This window comes from Halosimplex litoreum (assembly GCF_016065055.1).
GTDB lineage: Archaea > Halobacteriota > Halobacteria > Halobacteriales > Haloarculaceae > Halosimplex > Halosimplex litoreum.
Genome location: NZ_CP065856.1, coordinates 3,236,067 through 3,256,163 on the forward strand (window position 1 = coordinate 3,236,067; position 20,097 = coordinate 3,256,163).

Annotated in this window: 20 protein-coding genes; 9 read left to right on the top strand and 11 right to left on the bottom strand. The window is 70.1% G+C overall.

Features of this window, described 5'->3' with window-relative positions:
* Positions 1–9 precede the first annotated feature (9 nt).
* From I7X12_RS16050 to coaBC, 6 genes are all read left to right on the top strand, one after another.
* The gene (locus I7X12_RS16050; RefSeq protein ID WP_198061049.1) at positions 10–1,107 is read left to right on the top strand and encodes a DUF4129 domain-containing protein; all 1,098 of its coding nucleotides are present in this window, start codon (positions 10–12) and stop codon (positions 1,105–1,107) included.
* Complete coding sequence (locus tag I7X12_RS16055) at positions 1,104–1,796, top strand: DUF7269 family protein (protein WP_198061050.1); 693 nt, start codon at positions 1,104–1,106, stop codon at positions 1,794–1,796. Before I7X12_RS16050 ends, I7X12_RS16055 begins: the two co-directional genes overlap by 4 nt.
* Complete coding sequence (locus I7X12_RS16060; RefSeq protein WP_198061051.1) at positions 1,793–3,352, top strand: DUF58 domain-containing protein; 1,560 nt, start codon at positions 1,793–1,795, stop codon at positions 3,350–3,352. Before I7X12_RS16055 ends, I7X12_RS16060 begins: the two co-directional genes overlap by 4 nt.
* Positions 3,349–4,803, top strand: coding sequence for a hypothetical protein (locus tag I7X12_RS16065; protein ID WP_198061052.1), 1,455 nt, complete (start codon positions 3,349–3,351; stop codon positions 4,801–4,803). The genes I7X12_RS16060 and I7X12_RS16065 overlap by 4 nt, the downstream gene beginning before the upstream one ends.
* Before the next feature lie 45 nt (positions 4,804–4,848).
* Positions 4,849–5,634: an FAD-dependent oxidoreductase gene (locus I7X12_RS16070; RefSeq protein WP_198061053.1), complete on the top strand. Its 786-nt coding sequence runs from the start codon at positions 4,849–4,851 to the stop codon at positions 5,632–5,634.
* A 323-nt stretch (positions 5,635–5,957) separates the two neighbouring features.
* On the top strand, positions 5,958–7,115 hold the full coding sequence (gene coaBC / locus I7X12_RS16075; RefSeq protein WP_198061054.1) for a bifunctional phosphopantothenoylcysteine decarboxylase/phosphopantothenate--cysteine ligase CoaBC: 1,158 nt from the start codon (positions 5,958–5,960) through the stop codon (positions 7,113–7,115).
* Between the two features lie 35 nt (positions 7,116–7,150).
* Here coaBC and I7X12_RS16080 read toward each other — a convergent pair whose 3' ends face one another.
* The 11 genes from I7X12_RS16080 to I7X12_RS16130 form a co-directional block, all read right to left on the bottom strand.
* Positions 7,151–8,521, bottom strand: coding sequence for a glycosyltransferase family 87 protein (locus I7X12_RS16080; protein ID WP_198061055.1), 1,371 nt, complete (start codon positions 8,519–8,521; stop codon positions 7,151–7,153).
* A gap of 124 nt (positions 8,522–8,645) precedes the next feature.
* Positions 8,646–9,416 carry an SAM-dependent methyltransferase gene (locus I7X12_RS16085; RefSeq protein WP_198061056.1) on the bottom strand — a complete coding sequence of 257 codons (771 nt, stop codon included), beginning with the start codon at positions 9,414–9,416 and terminating at the stop codon, positions 8,646–8,648.
* 117 nt (positions 9,417–9,533) lie between these two features.
* Positions 9,534–11,294: a Na(+)/H(+) antiporter subunit D gene (locus tag I7X12_RS16090; protein WP_198061057.1), complete on the bottom strand. Its 1,761-nt coding sequence runs from the start codon at positions 11,292–11,294 to the stop codon at positions 9,534–9,536.
* Positions 11,294–12,964 (bottom strand): cation:proton antiporter, encoded by a 1,671-nt coding sequence (locus tag I7X12_RS16095; RefSeq protein ID WP_198061058.1) that lies wholly within the window; start codon positions 12,962–12,964, stop codon positions 11,294–11,296. The genes I7X12_RS16090 and I7X12_RS16095 overlap by 1 nt, the downstream gene beginning before the upstream one ends.
* Positions 12,961–14,499 carry a monovalent cation/H+ antiporter subunit D family protein gene (locus I7X12_RS16100; RefSeq protein WP_198061059.1) on the bottom strand — a complete coding sequence of 513 codons (1,539 nt, stop codon included), beginning with the start codon at positions 14,497–14,499 and terminating at the stop codon, positions 12,961–12,963. Before I7X12_RS16100 ends, I7X12_RS16095 begins: the two co-directional genes overlap by 4 nt.
* A complete protein-coding gene (locus I7X12_RS16105; RefSeq protein WP_198061060.1) occupies positions 14,492–14,848 on the bottom strand; it encodes a cation:proton antiporter subunit C in 357 nt (118 codons plus the stop codon). The genes I7X12_RS16100 and I7X12_RS16105 overlap by 8 nt, the downstream gene beginning before the upstream one ends.
* Positions 14,845–15,339: an MnhB domain-containing protein gene (locus tag I7X12_RS16110; protein ID WP_198061061.1), complete on the bottom strand. Its 495-nt coding sequence runs from the start codon at positions 15,337–15,339 to the stop codon at positions 14,845–14,847. The genes I7X12_RS16105 and I7X12_RS16110 overlap by 4 nt, the downstream gene beginning before the upstream one ends.
* A complete protein-coding gene (locus I7X12_RS16115; protein WP_198061062.1) occupies positions 15,336–15,872 on the bottom strand; it encodes a DUF4040 domain-containing protein in 537 nt (178 codons plus the stop codon). The genes I7X12_RS16110 and I7X12_RS16115 overlap by 4 nt, the downstream gene beginning before the upstream one ends.
* Positions 15,869–16,180: a monovalent cation/H(+) antiporter subunit G gene (gene mnhG, locus I7X12_RS16120; protein ID WP_198061063.1), complete on the bottom strand. Its 312-nt coding sequence runs from the start codon at positions 16,178–16,180 to the stop codon at positions 15,869–15,871. Before mnhG ends, I7X12_RS16115 begins: the two co-directional genes overlap by 4 nt.
* Complete coding sequence (locus I7X12_RS16125; protein ID WP_198061064.1) at positions 16,180–16,455, bottom strand: cation:proton antiporter; 276 nt, start codon at positions 16,453–16,455, stop codon at positions 16,180–16,182. The genes mnhG and I7X12_RS16125 overlap by 1 nt, the downstream gene beginning before the upstream one ends.
* Entirely contained in the window at positions 16,452–17,492 is a 1,041-nt protein-coding gene (locus I7X12_RS16130; RefSeq protein WP_198061065.1) for a monovalent cation/H+ antiporter subunit E, read from the bottom strand. The genes I7X12_RS16125 and I7X12_RS16130 overlap by 4 nt, the downstream gene beginning before the upstream one ends.
* 415 nt (positions 17,493–17,907) lie before the next feature.
* On the opposite strand from I7X12_RS16130, the gene I7X12_RS16135 reads away from it, so the two are divergent.
* The 3 genes from I7X12_RS16135 (at position 17,908) to I7X12_RS16145 (ending at position 20,022) form a co-directional block, all read left to right on the top strand.
* Positions 17,908–18,390 carry a type IV pilin gene (locus tag I7X12_RS16135; protein WP_198061066.1) on the top strand — a complete coding sequence of 161 codons (483 nt, stop codon included), beginning with the start codon at positions 17,908–17,910 and terminating at the stop codon, positions 18,388–18,390.
* 230 nt (positions 18,391–18,620) lie between these two features.
* Positions 18,621–19,205, top strand: a complete 585-nt coding sequence (locus tag I7X12_RS16140) for a DUF7344 domain-containing protein (RefSeq protein WP_198061067.1) — start codon at positions 18,621–18,623, stop codon at positions 19,203–19,205.
* A gap of 253 nt (positions 19,206–19,458) precedes the next feature.
* Positions 19,459–20,022 (top strand): type IV pilin, encoded by a 564-nt coding sequence (locus I7X12_RS16145; protein WP_198061068.1) that lies wholly within the window; start codon positions 19,459–19,461, stop codon positions 20,020–20,022.
* Positions 20,023–20,097: the final 75 nt, after the last annotated feature.

The following is a 20,097-nucleotide window of genomic DNA, read 5'->3' on the forward strand; positions in this document are numbered from 1 at the left end:
GTCTCCTTTGTGAGGCGTTCTGGTCCCCGCATCACGCTCGTAGCGCTGGCCGTCCTGGCGGTCGCGTTCGGTGGCACCCTCTTCCCCGCCTCGGGGTTCGGGTCGGTGCCGGCCGACGAAACCGACCTGATCGGTGCCGACCGCCCCGCCGAGCCGGGCGACCGGTCCGGTTCGGACACCGCAGGGTCCGGGCCGGCGGGGACCGTGGAACCGCTGACGGACGCCGCCGACGAATCGACGCCGGTCTCGACTGTCGCCGAGGGAGACGCGACGACGGCGACGTCGACCCCGGAACCGGAGTCGACACCGACGGCGACGCCAGTCCCCGACGGTGACGACGATGCGTCGGGCGGTGGCGGTGTCGCCGGCCTGGTGGGCTGGCTGTTCGGCGGTGGGCTGCTCGCGCTGGCCGGTGTCTCGATACTGGCGGGCCTGTCGTCGTGGTTGGACGGGGGCGGTTCGGGCGACGGACCGACGCTCGGGCCGTTCTCGTTCGGCTGGTCGTTCGGCGGGGACGGCGTCTCGCCGGCGGGACTGGTCAAGCGGATCCCGCAGACGACCATGGTCGCGCTCGTCGGTGCGTCGACCGGCACTGCCCGGGTCCTGTCGACCGCGGGCTCGGTCGCCGGGGACGTCGCCGCGGGACTCGCGACCGTCGTCGGTGGCGGGTCGCGAGCGACGGGCGGCCTGCTCGCCGGGCTGGGCGGGCTGTTCTCGTCGTCGAGCGGATCGCTGCTGTCGATCGGAGGAGTCCTGTCGGGACTGGCTAGCGGCGAGTCGGACAGTGCGAGCGGGCGCGCGCCCGACGCCGACGCGCGGACGGCCGCGGCCGTCGACCCCGAATCGAGTGACGACCCGATCCGGACGGTCGAGGGGGCGTGGGAAGCGTTCGCCGACCCGCTCGCGGTCCGCGATCGGGAGGCCCGGACACCCGGAGAACTGGCGCGGACCGCGGTCGACCGGGGGGACCCGGCGGACCCGGTCGAACGACTCAGAGACGTGTTCAGAGACGTCCGCTACGGCGGCGTAGCGGCGACCGACGACCGAACGCGGACCGCCGTCGAGGCGGCCAGGGACGTGCTGTCCCGGCGGGAGGACGAGGAATGAACTCGCCGCCGTCGGCCGGACCGGACCGCGACCCCAGCCCTTGGAGTCTGATCATCGTTCCCGACGTCGACTTCGACCGCGGGCTCGGTGGGCGACGGGTCCGACTGGCCGCGGCCGCGGTCGGCGGTATCGCGCTCGCGACGGCGCTCGCGCTGGTCGCCGGCGTCGGCGGCCAGCGATTCGCCGACGCGGTCGACGCGGTGGTCTGGCCGGCCCGCCCGCTCGTGTACTTCGTCGCGCACTTCGCGCTCGTCCTCGGCGCCTGGTCGCTGTGGCGCGGCCGCTCGACGGGCGAGGCGACCGACGTTTCGCTCCCCGACCCGGACGACGCCGGCGGAACCCGAGACCGACTGGTCGGTGATTCGATGGACGAAGTGCTCGACGCGCTCGGCGACCCAGAAGCCCCCGTCAAAGAGTGGCGTCGTGCGGACGTGCGGGCACGGATCCGCTCTCTGGCGGTCGACGTGCTCCGAGAGGCCGGAACCGACGACCCGGAGGCCGCCCTGGCGACGGGCGAGTGGACCGACGACCCGCGCGCGGCGGCCTACCTGGGCGACGACGTGCCGTTGCCGGTCCGGATGCGCGTCGCCGACTGGGCGGGTGGCGATCCCTATCGTCGGCGGGTCGCGGCGACCGTCACGGAGCTGTCGGACGTCGCCGGCGTCGAGACGGAGGTGGCCGAGGCGTGAGCGACACGCGTTCCGGGACGACGACGGACGAGCCCGACCCCTCGGCGCCGGCCGTCGACGCCGACGGGCCGGATACCGGGTCCGAGGTCACGGCCGAGCCCGACGGTCCGGACGCCGATTCCTCGGCTGCTGCCGGCGAGCCGGAACCGTCGATCACGGGCGACGGGTCGGGCGTGACGCTGGCGGCGACGACGGGCGCGGAGACGACGGCGACGGGCGTCGAGAACCGCTGGGTCGCGGGCGTGGTCTTCGCGCTCGTGTCGGTGGCGCTGGGCGTCTTCCTGTCGAACACCGGTCTCTTCCTGGCTTCGCTCGTCGGGCTGGTCTACGCGGCGTACGCGTCGCTGTCGCGGCCGCCGTCGCCGTCGCTGGTCGCGGAGCGCCACGTCGAGCCGGTCGATCCCGCGCCGGGTGACCGAGTCGCGGTGACAGTGCGTGTCGAAAACGCCGGGGACACGCCGCTGGCGGACGTGCGCGTCGCCGACGACCCACCGGCGGACCTCGACGTGGTCGAGGGCGACGCCCGCGACGCGGGGACGATCGAACCCGGCGACCACCTCGCGGTCGAGTACGAACTCTACGCTGTCCGCGGCAAACACGCGTTCGGGGACGTGACGGCCGTCGCGCGCAGCGCGGCCGGCGAGGCAGCCAGGCGGACGGTCTTCGAGGCGGCGCAGTCGATGGTGTGTCACGCGGCGGTCGACTCGCTGCCGCTGGCCACCCAGACGGGGATCGGCGCGGGGCGCGTCGAGACGGATTCCGGCGGCGAGGGGGTAGAGTTCTACGCCACTCGCGAGTACGCGCCGGGCGACTCGGCCAGCCGCGTCGACTGGAACCGATACGCCTCGACGGGCGAGCTGACGACGGTCACCTACCGTGAATCGAAGGCGGCGACCGTCGCCTTCGTCGTCGACGGTCGGATCCAGCGCCGCGCCGCGGACGGCGACCCGGGCGCGCGGGACCTCTGCGGGTACGCCGCGGTCAGGCTCGCGGACGACCTCCTCGACGGGGGGACCCAGGTCGGGGCGTCGGTGGTCTCGGCGGCCGGCGCCGATTACTTCAAGACGCAGGGGACGCTCGCGCCCGCCACTGGGACCGAGCAGTCGCTACGGTTACGAGCGCTGTTGCGGACGAAACTCGGCGTCACGGTGGACGACCTGGGCACGACGGTCGGCCGCTCGTTCGCGACTGCGACCGGCGACGCCGAGGTGGCCGGTCGTTCCGACCGCTCGGCGGGGAGACGAGGGCTCCTCGTCGGCCAGCGCCGGCTGACCGACGAGATTCCGGCCGGTGCGCAGGTCGTCTTCGTCTCGCCGCTGCTGGACGACGACGCCGTCCGGGCGGTCGAGCGGCTGGTCGCACACGACCACGCGACGACCGTCGTCAGCCCGGACCTGACCGGGCGGGCGACGGCCGGTGCGGCGGTCGAGCGGATCCGGCGGGCCGCCCGCGTCGGCTCGGTGACGGGCGCTCGACGGGCGCGCGTCGTCGACTGGTCGCCCGACGAGCCGCTCCAGGTCGCGGTCGACCGCGCGGCCGCGAGGTGGGAGCGATGAGCGTCGCCCACCCGCGGGCCGGTGTCGTGTCGGCGCGGGGCGCGCTCGCGATCGCGGTGTGTGCCGCGGTCCTCGCCCTCGCGCTCTCCGGCGCGGGTGCGGTCGGGGTCATCGGTGTCGGGGGTGCGGTCGTCCTCGGGTGGGGCGTCGGCGCGCTCGACCCGTCGCGGACCCGTCGACTCGCCACCGGGAGCGTCGCTGTCGCGGTCGGCACCACCGGTCTCGTGGCGGCGACTGGGTGGCTCGTCACGACGGCGGGTCGGGCCGGTCACGCGGTGGTGCTCGCGGCGACGGCGGCGGTCGCGCTCGCGGCGCTGGCGGGGCTCTCCGACGGGGCGACCGATCGGCTGACCCGCGTCGCCTCGGAGTCGGGGTTCGTCGCGATCGTGGCGACGGCGCTCGTGGTCGCGTGGTTCCTGCTCGTCGGGACGGGGTTCGCGCCCGAACTGGTCGTGTGGTCGTTCGAGGGGGCGACCGCGGCGCCGGTCAGCGCAGCCGTCTGGTTGCAGGTGCTCGGCGTCGCTGCCGGGATCGCGGTCGATCGGGCGTCGCGCGCGCTCGACTCACTGGTTCCCGGGCGGGCCGCGCCGGAGTCGGGGCTGGCCGCGTCGTTCAGGCTGCCGCTCGACGACCTGCCGCGGTGGTACGCGGTGACGCTGGTCGTCGGGACACTGTTCGGGTCGGCGGCGGTCGTCCGTGACGCCGTCGCTTCGGCGCTCGCCGCGCGGCCGCTCGTCGGTCGCGCCGTCGACGCGGTGTTGCTGAGCGGGGTCGTTCACGGCGCGCTCGGGGTCGTCCTCGCGCTGTCGCTCTGCGTCGCCGCCGCCCCGTCGGTCCACCGAGCGGTCGTCTTCTGGACCGGTCCGTCGCCGGGGAACACGGTCGCGCACGGCGCGGGCGGGCTCGTCGTCGCGTCGCTCGCTATCGGTGGCGGTGCCCTCGCGTCGCTCGCTCGCGTCTTCGGCCTCTCGGCCGCCGCGGGGATCCCGAGCGCGGTCGCCGTGGCCGTGCCCGGGCTCGTCGCCGCCCTCTGTGCGCTCCTGGCGGTGCTGGCGTTCGTCCACGGTATCAACCGCGTGACCGATCTGTTCGTCCGCCGAGGGCACGGCTTCGCGGTCGGTGCCGGGTTTCTACTGGTCGGGACGGCGCTGCTCGCCGACGCGCTCCCGACGGCCGCGGTCGTGCTGGCGGCGGCCGCGGCACTCGCCGTCTGGGACCTGGGCGTCCACGCCGTCGGGTTCGAGCAGGACCTGGGTGGCGTCCGGCCGTCGACGCGGACCGAACTCGCGCACGCGACCGCCGCGGGGGCAGTACTGGTCGGTGCCGTCGTCGTCGCGCTCCTCGTCGGGTACTTCGCCGTCCCGATCCGGGTCCCCGACGACCGGGCGACCGTCGCGCTCGCGCTGGTGATGGTATCGGTCGTCGCCTTCGCGGTCGCGTCGCGCGAGTAGCCGCGGCCCCCATCGCTTAAGCTGGTTCCCGTGGAATCGCCGGATATGGCCGACGAAGATGTGGTCGTGGTCGGCGGCGGGCTGGCCGGGCTGACCGTGGCGGTGTTCACTGCCCGGGCCGGACTCGACACCCGCGTCGTCTCGACCGGCGAGCCGATCCTCCGACGCAACGCCCACTTGGAGAACTTCCCCGGCTTCCCAGCGGGCGTCAACCCCCGACTGCTGCTCGACTCGACGCGCCAACAGGCCGAGCGCAACGGGGTGCAGTTCACCGAGGCCCGCGTCGAGCGAGTCGCCTCGCTCGACCCCGAGGACCCGCCGTACCCCGAGGACGGCGATCTGGGGCCCGACGACGAGGTGTCGGGGTTCACCGTCTCCCTCGACGAGGGCGACGCGCTGACCGCCACCTACGTCGTCGCGGCGTCGTGGTCGGACCCGTCGTACCTCGACGACCTGGACGTCTCGCTGGTCCAGCGCGGGTCGAAGCAGTTCGTCGGTGTCGACGACCTCGGGCGGACGGACGTCGACGGGCTGTACGCGGCCGGCCGGTTGGCCAAGCAGTACCACCAGGCGGTCGTCGCCGCCGGTCACGGCGCGCAGGTCGCGATCACGCTCCTCGAGGATTCCGACCGGCCGTTCTATCACGACTGGGTCGTTCCCGAGGGCTACTTCACCGAGCGCGGGCGGGATGTCCCGCCGGGCTGTGAGGAGATCGACGAGTCCGAGCGGCGGCGTCGCGAGGACGAGGCCCGTGCGGCCGTCCGCGAGTCGGTCGCCGACCCCCATCCCGACGAGCCGACGATGCACCCCAGTGTCGCCGACGAGGAGTGACGCGACCGGCCTCACCGACGGCGAGCGCGTCGCTGGGTGGCCGGGGGCTCGATACATCGGCGCTGGGGCGCTGGATCGGCCGAGGACCGTGTGACCGCGGTTGTGCGCGGTCGATGAACGAACGGAACACTGAATAGCTCGCTCGCGACGACTATCCGGTGGGTGTCAGAGGCATCCCCCATCGGATCGGACACCCACTCTCCCCCTCGGTCCCCGCTTTTCGCTCTTAGCGCGTCGAGCGACGGCGCTTTCGGGCTGAAGCCGCTGTCGGCGGCCGACGCGAGCCGTCTCTTATAAGTCGCGGCGGCGAGAAGGTGCGGGCGATGCTGGACGGCGTCAACGTCGCGCTGGGAGTCACCGGCTCGATCGCCGCGGTGAAGACGGTCGAACTCGCCCACGAACTGCGTCGCCGCGGCGCGAGCGTCAGAGCGGTCACCACCGACGCCGCCGAGGGGATCGTCCACCCGTGGGCGCTGGAGTTCGCGACCGACGAGCCCGTCGTCACCGAGATCACCGGCGCCGTCGAACACGTCGAACTCTGTGGCCGCGAGGGGTGGGCCGACGCCCTCCTGATCGCGCCCGCGACGGCCAACACCGTCGGGAAGGTCGCGGCTGCGGTCGACGACACGCCGGTCACGACGTGTGCGACGACGGCGCTCGGTGCGGGCGTCCCAGTCGTCGTCGCCCCGGCGATGCACGAGCCGATGTACGACCACCCCGGCGTGCTGGCGGCCATCGACCGCGTCGAGTCCTGGGGCGTCCACTTCGTCGACCCCCGCGTCGAGGAGGGCAAAGCCAAGATCGCGACCGAGGACGCCATCGCGGTCGCCACGGCGCGGGCCGCTACCCCGGACCCGCTCGCGGGTCGCCACGTCGTCGTCACCAGCGGCGCCACCACGGAGTCCATCGACCCGATCCGGACGCTCTCGAATCGGGCCTCGGGCAAGACCGGCCGCGCCGTCGCCCGCGCCTGTCACGTCCGCGGGGCGGACGTTACCCTCGTCCACGACGGCGACGAGGTGCCCTACGCCGCAGTCGAGTCGGTCGAGTCGGCGGCGGAGATGCTGGCGGCGACCCGCGAGGCCGCCGCGGGCGCGGACGCGCTCGTCTCGGCGGCGGCGGTCTCCGATTACACCGTCGAACGCCGCGAGTCGAAGATCCGGTCGGGAACGGAGTCGCTGACGCTGGAACTCGATCCGACGCCGAAGCTCGTCGACACCGTCCGCGAGGAGTTCCCGGACCTCCCCATCGTCGGCTTCAAGGCCGAGACCGACGGCGACGACGACGCGATCGTCTCGCAGGCTCGCTCACTGCTGGAGCGGGCGGGGATGGCTTTCGTCGTCGGCAACGACGCGAGCGTGATGGCCGGCGACCGCACGCGGGCACTGATCGTCCATAGCGACGACGCCCGCGAGTTCGAGGGCCAGAAGAGCGGTCTCGGCGCGCGAGTCGCCGACGAACTCGCGGCGGAACTCGACTGAGACGACCCGGCCCCGTCCTCGCGGTCGCACGTTTTTCAGTCGCCGTCGGCCGCGTTCCGAGACCCTTCGGTGCCCAGCTCGTCCGCGGTCGACAGGATCTCGGTGAGAGCGGTGGTCTGCGTGACCCGAACAGCGGCGAGGCCGACGAGGAGGACGTTGCCCCACAGCCCGGGCTGGAAGAGCAGGTAGACGGGTTCCAGCGCCTCGAAGGCGGGAACGGCGTTCGGTACGGTGAGGACCAGGAAGCGCAGCCCGTAGGCGTGGCAATGCACCAGAAGGACGCCGAGCAGGACGAGTTCGGGGTAGCCGTTCCGCTCGATCTCGCCGGCGAGCAAGAGGACGGCGACCGGCAGGAGCGCGACGAAGTAGTATGTGTAGGTCTGGGGGGTCAGCAGCGGGAAGGCGGCGACGCCGAGCGCGAATACCGTCCGGCGCGCTCGCGGCGGCGCGAGGAGAGCGAGGGCGGCGATGGCGGCGGAAGCGGCGACTCTGAACGCCTGGGCCGTCCCGAGCGTCGCGTTCGCGGGGAGCCACGCGAGCGGTTTGTAGTACGGCGCGAGCCACAGCGTCGGCGACCGGGCGCCGTCGCGTCCCTGCGTCACTCCCCAGTGAAGCACGTCGAGATACGTCAGGTGCGCCTCGACGCCGAAAAAGCGGACCGAGAGCCAGACGACGGGCGGGACGACGAGGAGCGCACCGACCAGCCGCCGGCGGTCGTGGAGCAGGTGCGTGCCGATCGGCGCGTAGGCGAACTTGAGGACGGCGACGCCCGCGGTGGCGGCCCCGGCCAGCAGCGCCCACGGGGAGTCGCGGAGGCCGGTGTCGGCGCTGTCGGACCCGCAAGCGCCGGCGTCCGGGCCGACCGCGGGTCCGCGCCCGTCCCGCACCAGCGCCGCGGCGGCGAACGAGAGCAGGCCGCCGATGAACAGCGCGGTCTGGCCGAGCTTGGCGGTCAGGACGGCGGGGTGGAACCCTGCGAGTAGGGCCGCCAGCCCGACTCGCTCGAACCATCTGAGGTCGTAGCCCAGCGCGGCGACCAGCGCCTGCAGCCCGCCCCAGCAGAGGACGCCGCTGGCCAGCAGCCAGGCCATCGCGCCGTCGCGGAACGAAAGCAGCGCCTCGAACGGCCAGAACAACAGGACCACCACGGGCGGGTAGAGGTACGTGCCCCAGAACCCGCCATCCTCGTTCCGCGGGTAGAGCGACCGTCCGTCCTGCCAGCGGTCGACGGCGCCCGTGTAGGCGCCGAAGTCGCCGAAGCGGAAGTCCGACGCGAACTCGACGGACGACCGGAGCCACCAGTCGACGGCCGGATACGCCAGCAGGGACGTCAGGAGGAGCGCGGCGACGGCGACCAGCACCGGGCGTTCGCGGCGGCGCGCCCACAACCGCTGCAAAAGCGACATGCTCGCCGGTACGATATATATACACGAATGTCTTTCCACACATCAAATAGCTCTTTGAGCCTCCGTAACCGAGCGATCTCGACGGCGATGGGGACCTCCGTCGATACGGGAGAGTGGTCCGCGTTCAGGGTTCGGCGACGACGACCAGCCGCGTCGACTCTCGTTCGAGCGGCTCGCCGTCGAGCCCGGCGTACAGCGAGACCGACTCGAAGCCGGCGTCGCGACACAGCGCCGCGAGTTCGGCGGGCGCGTACAGCCGCACGTCGTAGACCATCTCGCCCTCGTAGTCGTACCCCTCGTCGGTCGCCGCGAAGACGCGACGAGTCGTCTCCATGCGGGCCGTCTCGGGGTCGTAGTCGGCGGATTCGACGACCAGTCCGTCCTCGTCGTCCTCCGGGATGCCAGCCGGGCGAAAGTCGGCCAGCACGCCGTCGCGGTTGACGAGTTCGAGGACGAGCGCACCCTCCTCGGCCACCCGTTCGTGCATCCCAGCTAAGACGTCGCGATTCGTCGCCTCGTCGAAGTACCCGAAGGAAGTCCAGAGGTTGTAGACGACGTCGTACTCGTCCGTTCGCTCGGCGAGGTCGCGCATGTCGGCGCGTTCGACGGCCACCGCGTCGCCGACGCCGCGGTCGGCGACCCGCTCGCACGCCCGGTCGAGGTACGACTCGGAGATATCGATCCCCCGGACCGTGACGCCGCGGTCGCCGAGTTCGACCGCGTGGCGACCGATGCCGCAGGCCACGTCCAGCGCCGACTCCGGATCGATGTCGTGGTCGGACAGCAGGGCGAGCAGGTCGTCGGCCTCCTCGGCGGCGTCGTCGAGGCGGTCTTCGAGGTGACGACGGAACACCTCGGGGTTCTCGCGGTAGACCGACTCGGTCCAGTGAGTCATACGGGCCGATCGGTCGGTGGAGTGAAAAGCGACGTGGGGGCGTGCGATCCGGTGGCAGAGACAGTCGCGCCGGGAGGTCCCCGGGGCGACCGGCGATGGCACCGTCGGCGTCGCCGGTCAGACGACCAGGACGAACAGGACGCCGATAGCGACGAGCGCCACGAGCACGATGCTGGTGCTGATGCCGGCGCGGAGGGTCGTCGGTTCCTCGCCGGTCGCGCCCGTGATAGCCGCGCGCGGGCGCGCCGCCACGGCCGTCGAGCGCTCGGCGAGCGCCACCGCAGTGCGGTCGACCGCGGCGTACAGTTCGGTGACGCCGACGACGAGCGCGCGGGTGCCGTACAGCGCCGCGGGGTTGTACAGACTGTCGACGTCGGGGACCCGCCCCACCTTCGACAGGGGCTTCTTGACGAGGACGAACCCGACGAGGCCGATGACGGCCAGCGCGACGCCCTCGACGACGTGGTCGACGGTGTAGGTCTCGTAGACGTGGCCGACGGCGGCGTCACTGGTCACGTCGAAGGGGAGAATCGAGAACAGCGCGCCGTCGACGATCCCGTAGAAGACACACAGCGCGGCGACGCCGACCATGGCGACGGCCTGGCCGCGGTTGGCGTCGGCGACGCTTCCGTCGTACTCTCCGTGGAGGAACGCGTAGTAGCCGAACTTGATAAAGGAGAGGAAGGTGCCGACGCCGCCGACCAGCAGCAGCAGCTCTAGCGTGTAGAAGTCGCCGACTGCGAGCGGTCCCTTCACGAACTCGTAGTGGCTCGCCGAGATGACGATCCCCTTGCTGACGAAGCCGTTGAAGCCGGGGAACCCGGCGATCGACAGCGCCGCGACGGCGAAGGAGACGGCGGTGATCGGCATCTCGCGGCCGAGGCCGCCGAGTTTCTTCAGGCTCTCTTTGCCGGTCCGGTAGACGACGACGCCGGCGGTCATGAACAGCAAGCCCTTGTAGAGGATGTGGTTGAACACGTGGGCCATCGCGCCGGCCTGGCCGAGCGCGGTGCCGATGCCGACGCCGGCGACCATGTAGCCGACCTGCGACTGGATGTGATAGGACAGCAGCCGGCGCATGTCGTTCTGGAACAGCGCGAACGTCGCCCCGAAGACGGCCATCAGTCCGCCCATGTAGGCGATCGCGACGTTGCCCTCGGGGAACGCGCGGTACATGCCGTAGACGCCGGTCTTCGTGGTGAACACGCAGAGGAAGACGCTGGCCGCGACGTGCGGGCGCGGGTAGGTGTCGGGCAGCCAGGCGTGCAGGCCGATGAAGCCGACGTTGACGCCGATGCCGACCGCCGCGAGGACGGGCGCGACCGGTCCGGCCATCCCGGCCTCGGCGGCCGAGAAGAGGAACGAGTCGACTTCGACGTAGTGCCAGACGACGGCGCCCAGCAGGAGCGTCCCGCCGACGCCGTGCAACAGCGCGTAGCGGAAGCCGGCTCGGACCGCCCGGCCGCCGTAGTACCACACGAGGAGGGTGCTGGTCACGGCCATCAGCTCCCAGAAGAAGACGAGCGAGAGCCAGTCGCCGCCGAAGACGGCGCCGAGGCTGGCGGCGACGTAGCTCAGCGCGAACGCGGTCTGGATCGAGTCGGCGTCGCTGTAGTAGGAGTAGATCACCGCCGCCGCGGCGATGAACCCGAAGATCAGGCCCATCAGCGTCGAGAAGCCGTCGACGTTGTACAGCACCACGTCGAACCCGAACAGCTTCGCCGGGAGGTGTTGGCCCTCGGCAGTCAGCCAGACGTAGGGGACGACCGCGGCCGACGCGAGGGCGCCAAGCGCGTGGCCGGCCTTGCGGCCGAGGAACGGGAGTAGCAGCGCCGCGATCGCGACGGGAACGAACGGCGGGACGATCGGGTCGACCATCAGACGCTCACCCCCGTCACGCCGGAGACGACGAGTCTCACGATCCGCAGGAAGACGGCCGCGTCGGGGACGATCCCGAGGACGACGGAGCCGGCCGCGGCGAAGCAGATGGGGCCGAGCATCAGCCAGGTCGACTCCTCGCCGGTCCACCGGCGGTGTTCCCAGGCGAGGTGCTCGTCGTGGCCGTGGTCGTCGGCGTGCCCGTGGTCGCCGTCGGTATCTCCGCCGGCGTCGTCGGAGCCGTCGTCAGGCGACCCGCCGTCGGTAGCCACGTCACGCTCGCCGAAGCGACCGCCGAGGACCGCTTCGACGAGCGGTTTGGGGTCTTCTTCGCCGGGCGATTCGAAGAAGGCGGCGTAGACGATCGGCCAGAAGTACGCGATGTTGAGGATGCCCGAGACCAGCAACGCGCCCGTGAAGACCACGTTCACGCCGCCGGCCTCGACCGTCCCGATGAGCAGGAAGTACTTGCTGACGAAGCCGGCGACTAGCGGGATCCCGGCCATCCCCAGCGCGGCGACGCCGAAGGCGGTCATCGTCAGCGGCATCCGTCTGCCGATCCCCGCCATGTTGCTGATGTCGTCGGTGTGGGTCTCGACGTGGATCGCGCCCGCACAGAAGAACAGCGTGAGCTTCATGAACGCGTGGGCGGGGATGTGCAGGAGGCCGCCGACCAGCGAGTACGGGTGCAACACCGCCAGCCCGAGCACGATGTACGACAGCTGGCTCACCGTCGAGTAGGCCAGCCGGCGCTTGAGGTTGTCCTGGCGGAGCGCGATGACACTGGAGGCCACGAGCGTGAACGCGGCGATGGCCGCGAGGATCGTCCCCATCCCGAGTTCGGCCATCAGGTCCGGTCCGAACACGTCGAGCACGACCCGCGCGATGCCGAAGACGCCGGACTTGACGACCGCGACCGCGTGCAGAAGGCCGGAGACGGGCGTCGGCGCGACCATCGCGTCGGGCAGCCACGAGTGGATCGGCATGAGCGCGGCCTTGACGCCGAAGCCGGTGATCAGCAGGGCGAAGGCGACGCGGGCGACCGTCGGGTCGGCCGTCGCCAGATCGGCGATCCCGCCGGCGGCGAAAGCGGTCGTGCCGGTGGCCCAGTAGATCAGTACCGCGCCCGCGAGGACGGCGACGCCGCCGCCGAAGGTGTAGGTGAGGTACTTGCGGCCGGCGGCGCGGGCCTCGTCGGTCTCGTCGTGGGCGACCAGCGGGTAGGTCGCGACGGTCAGCAGCTCGTAGAAGACGAACAGCACCAGCAGGTTGCCGGCGAAGGCGATCCCGATCGCCGAGGCGACGCTGCCGGCGAACGCCGCGAAGTAGCGGGTCTGGTCGTGTTCGTCGAGCCCGCGCATGTAGCCCACGCTGTAGAAGCTGGTCACCACCCACAGCAGGCTCGCCAGCAGAGCGAACAGGACGCCGAGCGCGTCCGCGCGGAGGACGAAGTCGACGCCAGGGACGAACGTGCCGAAGTCGGTGACGTAGGTGTCGCCGGCGAGCACGCCCGGGACCATGCTGGCGACGATCCCCAGCTTCGCGAGCGCCGCGAGCACCGTCCACGACTCCCGGAGGTTCGGCCGTCCTCGCGAGGCGAGGATCGGGACGATGGCGACGGCCGATACGAGCACTGCGGCGACCGGTCTGAGAGAAGTGAGTTCCGTCATGACAGGAGCCGTTCGATGGTTGGTTCGAGGAGCTGTCCGTACTGGAACGCGGCGACGCCGAGGACGATAGCCAGGACGGCCGCGCCGACGACCGTCGCGCGCATCCCGAGAGAGACGCGCGGGGCCGACCCGGTGGTCTGGTCGCCGGTCGGTCCGGTACCGTCGGTGACGACGGCCGTCGTCGCGCCGGTCTCGGCCGACTCGACGCTGGCGGCGGGTTCGGGCGCTTCGCGGAAGTACATCCGCTCGACGATCCGGGCGAAGTACGCCAGCGTCAGGAGCGTGCTCGCGAAGATGACGACCGCGAGCGGCCAGGCCTCGGCCTCGACGGCGCCCAGGGCGACGTACCACTTACCGACGAACCCGACGGCGGGCGGGACGCCCACCATTGCGAGCGCGAGGACGCCGAACGCCCCCGCGCCCGACGGGAGCCGCTCGGCGAGCCCGTCGTAGCCGTCGATCGAGCGGGCGCCGGTCTCGGTCGCGACCAGCCCGCTCGTCAGGAACAGGCCGCCCTTCATGACCGCGTGGCCGACCAGGTGGATCGCCGCGCCCGTCAGCGCGGTCCCGTTCGCGACCGCGATAGCCGCGAGGACGAGCCCGAACTGCGAGACCGACGAGTAGGCGAGCATCCGCTTGATCTCCGTCTGGCTCACCGCGAGGAGGCTCCCGACGACGATGCTCACGACCGCGGCGACCGCGAGCACCGTCTGAGCGAAGCCGTTGTCGGCGAGGAAGTCGACGGTGAAGACGGTGAAGACGATCCGGATCAGCGCGTAGGCGGCGACCGTCGAGACCAGCGCCGAGATGAACGCGCTGACGGAGTCGGGCGCGCCGGCGTAGGCGGTCGGCTGCCAGGTGTGGACCGGGAAGACCGCCACCTTGACGAACAGGCCGACGACGAGCAGGCCGAACGCGGCCTGCACGAGCGGGTCCTGGTAGCCGACCGCGGCCAGCTGGTCCGACAGGTCGGCCATGTTGAGCGTCCCGGTCGCGATGTAAGCGTAGCCGATCCCGAGCAGGAACAGCGACGCGCCGACCGTGCCGACGAGCAGGTACTTCAGCGCCGCCAGGGCCGAGCGGCCGCCGTCGCCGCTGGCGACCAGCGCGTAGGCGGTCAGGCCCGTGATCTCCAGGAACACGTACATGTTGAACACGTCCCCGGTGATGCTCATGCCGGTCAGGCCGCCGACCAGCAGGAGGTACGTCGCGTAGAAGGGGTTCGACCGCGGGCCCGCGGTGCGCGCGTACGCGAGGACGCCGAGCGAGACGACGGCGACCAGCAGTGCCATCGAGGCCGACAGGCCGTCGACGACGAGTTCGATCCCGAACGGTCGTGAGAAGCCGCCGACGACGTAGCGCACCGGTTCGTCGCCGAACGCGCGCGTGGCGAGCGTCCCGACTGCGAGGACCTGCGCGAGGGCGGTGACGACGGTGATCGGCCAGCCGGTGCGCGGCCGGACGAGCCCACCGAGCAGCACCGCGACCGAGCCCAACAGCGGGAGGGCAACGACGAGGGCGGGCAGGTCACTCATCGTGGCTCACCTGCCGGATGGCCTCCTCGTTGAGCGTGCCGTACTCCTCGTAGACGCGCACGACGAGCCCGAGCGCGACGGCCGTGAGACTCACGCCGACGACGATGGCGGTGAGGATCAGGACGTGGGGCAGCGGGCTGACGTACGGTTCGGGCGCGGTCAGCAGCGGCGGGCTCGCGCCCGTCACGAACGCGGCGGTGATGAAAAACAGGAAGATGCCCGTCTGGAAGACGTTCATCCCGATCACCTTCTTGACCACGTTCCGGTTGGCTATCAGCATGTACGTCCCGACGCCGAGCAGGAGAAACGAGACCAGATAGTAGAGCCGGTCTGCGAGTAGGTCTATCACGCGAGATCACTCCCGTCGTCGGCCATTCCCGCGGCGATGACGAAAAAGAGGCCGGTTACGATCCCGGAGACGACCAGCCCGATCGCCAGCTCGACGAACTCGATACCGTACTTGATCGCGTGGGGGACGGGGTAGACCTCGTACTCGAGGAAGCCACCGCCCAACAGTACCGACCCGATGCCGGTCAGCAGGAAGGCGAGCACCCCCAGGCCGACGAGCGCGACGGCCAGACGGGGGCCGACCCAGTCGCGCGTCGTCTCGATGCCGAAGGCGATCGCGAGCATGAGCACGACCGTCCCGACGATGACGCCGCCCTGGAAGCCGCCGCCGGAGGAGTCGGCGCCGTGGAACATCACGAACAGCCCGAGCGTGAAGACGAACGGGGTGATGATCCGGACCGTCGTCATGATGATCGGGCTCTCGACGTAGAGTCCGCGGCCGTCCTCGGCCGCGGCTCCGTCCCCGACTGGGACCTCTTCGGCGTCGCTCATCCGAGCACCTCCCGGTCGAGGACGACCAACAGGCCGATCCCCGCCGAGTAGACGACGACTGCCTCGCCGAGCGTGTCGAACCCGCGGTAGGCCGCCAGCACGGCGGTCACGGCGTTTTTCACCTCGGTCTCCTCGTAGGCGTTGTCGAGGTAGTAGTCGGTCACGTTATCGCTCGCGACGGCCGACCCGGGGTCGCCGACCGCGGGGAGCGCGACCAGTGTCGTCGACAGCACGGCGACGAGCGCGAGCGAGACGGCCAGGGCGCGCAGGTCGACCGATTCGAGGACCTCGTCGTCGGCCGGGCGAACGGTCTTGGCGATGGTCAGCAGGAACAGGACCGTCATGATACCGGCGCCCACCGCGGCCTCGGTGAGCCCCACGTCTGGCGCGCGCAGGAACACCCAGATGACGGCGATGCCGAGGCTGTAGGCCCCGAACGCGATTATCGACCCGAGCACGTCCCGAAGCAGGGCGGTCGCGACCGCACAGGCGAGGACGAAGGCGACGAGGCCGACTTCGAGTGCCCCCGTCATGAGTCGTCCTCCGTCGTCCACGGCTCGATGCCTTCCTCGATGGCGGCCCGAGTGATCGCGTGGGCGGCCGTGGGGTTCGTGAGGAACATGAACACCAGGAGCAGGAGGACTTTCACCGACGACAGCCCGGGTCCGAACGCGATGGCGACGGCCGAGAGCGTCAACACGGCGCCGAGCGTCTCGCTTTTCGACGTGCTGTGGGCGCGCGTGTAGAGATCCGGGAGTCGGACCAGCCCGACGGCGGCCACGAGCGCGAAGAACACGCCGCCGGCCGCCAACACCAGCACTGCGATCTCGCGGGGCGCCATCAGAGCACCCCTCCGCGTTCGACCGAGAACTTCGAGATCGCGATGCTCAACAGGAAGTTCAACAGCGCGTAGACGAGCGCGATGTCGAGCGCGCCCGCTTCGCCGATGGCCGCCGCCAGCAGCGCGATGACGATGACGACGTTCGACCCGATGACGTTGATCGCGATGACGCGGTCGGGCATCGTGGGCCCGTCGACGATCCGGTAGACCGCGACCAGCGACGTGATGACGAACGCACCGGCGGTCGCCAGGAGGGCGTCTTCGACGAGCGTCACGACTCTTCGCCCTCCTCGGTGGTGCGCTCGCTGGGGCTGGGGATGCGCGCGGCGGCCAGCCCGTAGAAGACGAACCTGACCGCCCGTTCGAGCGACCCGTCGAACAGGTCCGCCCGCGAGTCGCGCGTCAGCGTGTGGACGGTGAAGTGGCGCCGCGACACGTCGACAGTCAGCGTGCCCGGAGTGAGCGTGATGCTGTTGGCGAGCGTCGTCACCGGGAGCGACGACGACACCGCGGCGTCGAACTCGACGAGCTTCGGGTCGATCGGTAGGTCCGGGTGGAGCACGACGTAGGCGATCTTGACGTTCGCTACGACGATCTCCCAGAGCAGATACGGTACGTACAGCGCGAACCTGACGAGTCGCTTGACCGACCGGACGGGCTCGACCGGTGCGGTGAGCGAAACCCCCCACAGCGCCACCGCCACGATCCCGGCGGTGATGGCGCCGGTGACGAGTTCGAACGTCGCCAGCGACCCCGCGAGGAGCAGATAGAAGAGATAGGAGACGCCGAACAGCGCGAGGAACTGCGCGACCGTCCCGCGCCTGACGAGCAGCGGGCTCCGCCGCTGGCGCTGGACCGGCGCTTCCGTCACGTCGAGACCGGCCCGACGAACCTCACTCTGGAGAGGGGGCAACAGCGGCGTCGTCCCGAGCGGATTGAACTCGGGGTCGAACACCGCACAGTCGAGGTCGAACTCGCGCGCGTATCGAGTCAGCACCTCGGCGTAGTCGCCCGGGCTGAACAGGTACTCGCGAGTGCCGACCAGCCCGGTCTCGACGGTCACCGCGTCGCTCTCCTCACCCAGGTCCTCCTCGGCCCAGACGGCCACTTTCTCGAGGAGGTCCCGCGCCTGCTCGGTCTCGGGGGACCCGTCGCCGACGCTCGACCGATCCGAGACCGGATAGACGAAGTGGACCGCAGCGGACTCGGCGCCGTCGTCGATGCGATCGAGCGCCTCCTGGAGCGCGTGCGCCACGGTGGACCGGAGGGTCGGGGACTCCGAGACCGGCACGAGAAAGCCGGCTCCAGTCACTGGGCTGGCCCCCTCGACTCACGGAGCGTCGTTCGGACGAAGGTGGGTGTCATCAATCGTTCGGTTGATTCTTAGCCGGAACTCGTTAAAGGATTTCTTTCTCCCCCGACTGTCTGGCGGTCTCTTCCGTTCTCGTCGCCGCATCGGACGGTCCGGCCGGTTCCTCGCGAGGGAACGCGAGATCGCCGCGCCCGGACACCGTTCGGCGTGGCGAGACGCCATTCATTATCAGTTTTGAGTTCGGTACAGCGTCCCCTGAATTTCCGAATTTGATAATACGGTGGTGACGCTTATGTGTCGCGGCGGGCGAGTCACAGACGACACGCACCGATCGTCGCCGGGTCCGTCGCGGCTGGCTCGGTCCGGTGGCGACTCGCCGGGGACAATCCCCACGCATCGGGCGTGACGATAACCAATGAATCTCAAACGACTACTCAACGACGACGACGCGGTGTCGCCGGTCATCGGGGTCATCCTGATGGTCGCTATCACGGTCATCCTCGCGGCCGTCATCGCGACGTTCGTCCTCGGACTCGGCGACCAGGTCAGTAACACCTCCCCGCAGGCCTCCTTTAGCTTCGAGTGGGAGGTCGATACCAACGACTACGGCAACCTCACGGTCACGCACGACGGTGGTGAAACGATCCAGGCGCAGAACCTCTACCTGCGTGGTTCCGAGGGGTCGAACGCTGCTCCCACCGCCGATCTCGATTCTTTGGGCGAGACCTGGGATAACGATGCGTACAGCGACGATGTCGGCCCGACTTCAGAGGTGCAGGCGGGGATGTCGATCCGGCTCGACGGGATCGGCTCGGACGGCGAGGTCAGCCTGGTCTGGCAGAGTACCACCGGCGATAGCTCAACCACGCTGAAGACGTGGACCGGTCCCGACGCCTGACGACTCACCGAGTTAGGAGCTGTTCCGAACTCGCCGGGTGACTTCTCCCGTCTTTTTCATATCTGATTTCGAAGGTAGGTATCGTATCTGAGAACGAACTGTCCCGGGACAGTCACTTCGGCGAGTCGCAATCGTCCCGACGGCTCCGAAACGCTCTTAGCATATGCCCATCGAATCACATATCGTCGACTGGGCGGGCTGATCGCCCCTCGCGAACACGGGTCCACATCATGAGCAACGAGACGAGACGGTTTCCGACGGGCGCGGACGGGGACGTGGAGCTGTCGAAAGGGGAGATATTCGACGTCCTACAGAACCAGCGCCGTCGGTACGTGCTGGAGTATCTCAAGCGCTACGACGAGCCGGTCGGGCTGAGCGACCTCGCAACGCAGGTCGCCGCCTGGGAGTACCAGACGCCGGTCGAAGAGGTGACCAACGACCAGAAGAAGCGCGTCTACACGACCCTCCAGCAGACCCATCTCTCCAAGATGGAGGAGGCCGGCATCGTCGAGTACGACACCGAGGACAACACGGTCGCGCGGACGCCCTACACCGAGGAACTGACGGTGTACTTGGAGATCGTCCCCGGCTCCGAGTTCCCCTGGCGGGAGTTCTACCTCTCGCTCGGGTCGATCAGCTGCGCCATCGTCGCCGCGCTGTGGACCGGTCTCTTCCCGCTCACGCTCCTGACGCCGCTCGAATGGGCGACCGTCATCGCCGCGACGTTCACCGTCTCCGCTGCCTATCACACCTACAGCGGCGCCGACATGCAACTCGGCGACGACGAGTACGTCCCAGACGAGTTCGAGCAGTAACGACACCGCGATCGGACGTCGAGCCGACACTACTCCGCGACCACAGTTTTGGGAGATATCTCGTCTATCGAGTTCTCTCCGCTGGAATTCTCCGTAGTGATAGCTGGACTGCGCCGACTCAAGACGGGTCTGAACTCGCGAAAACCCGTGAACGGTGAGCGGAATTAACTACCGAGACTGCCGGAGGTGACGATAGCATTCCCGGGGTTCGGCGGGCCTACGCCTGCCGATCGGGATGCAGGCACACACACATATGAAACTCAAGCAACTACTCGACGACGACGACGCGGTGTCGCCGGTCATCGGGGTCATCCTGATGGTCGCGATCACGGTGATCCTCGCGGCTGTCATCGCCTCGTTCGTCCTCGGACTGGGGAACCAAGCACAGCAGGGGGCACCGACGGCGACGATCGGCTTCGACTACGAGCAGATCGACGAGAACTCGGGTGGATCGAACTGGGGGGTTCTGAGCGTCACTCACGACGGCGGCGACTCCGTGAGTAGCAACGAACTGTACGTCCGGGGGAGCGGGTTCAATTCCAGTGGAGCGAACTACGACTCGGGCGCCCCATTCGAGGGGTCCGCCGCCGTGGGTGCGGAACTAGAGAACTACGTCGCCGACAACGGTGGCGGCCAGATCAACCACGTCGAAAGTGGCCCCTGGAACGGCACGGCAAGCGGTGACGACAGCGCCGTCGTCTCGGGGGACCGCGCCAACGTCTACGTGAGTTCGGACTACGAGATCAGCGTCGTCTACCAGGCCCAGGAGGGCGACACCTCCTCGACGCTCAACGAGCAGGACGGCCCCGACGCCTAGTTCGGCTCACTTCGGCCCGATTTTGCGGTTCCGATCCTCGCCAGCCGCGGCCGTCGGCTTTATGACAGTCGGGCG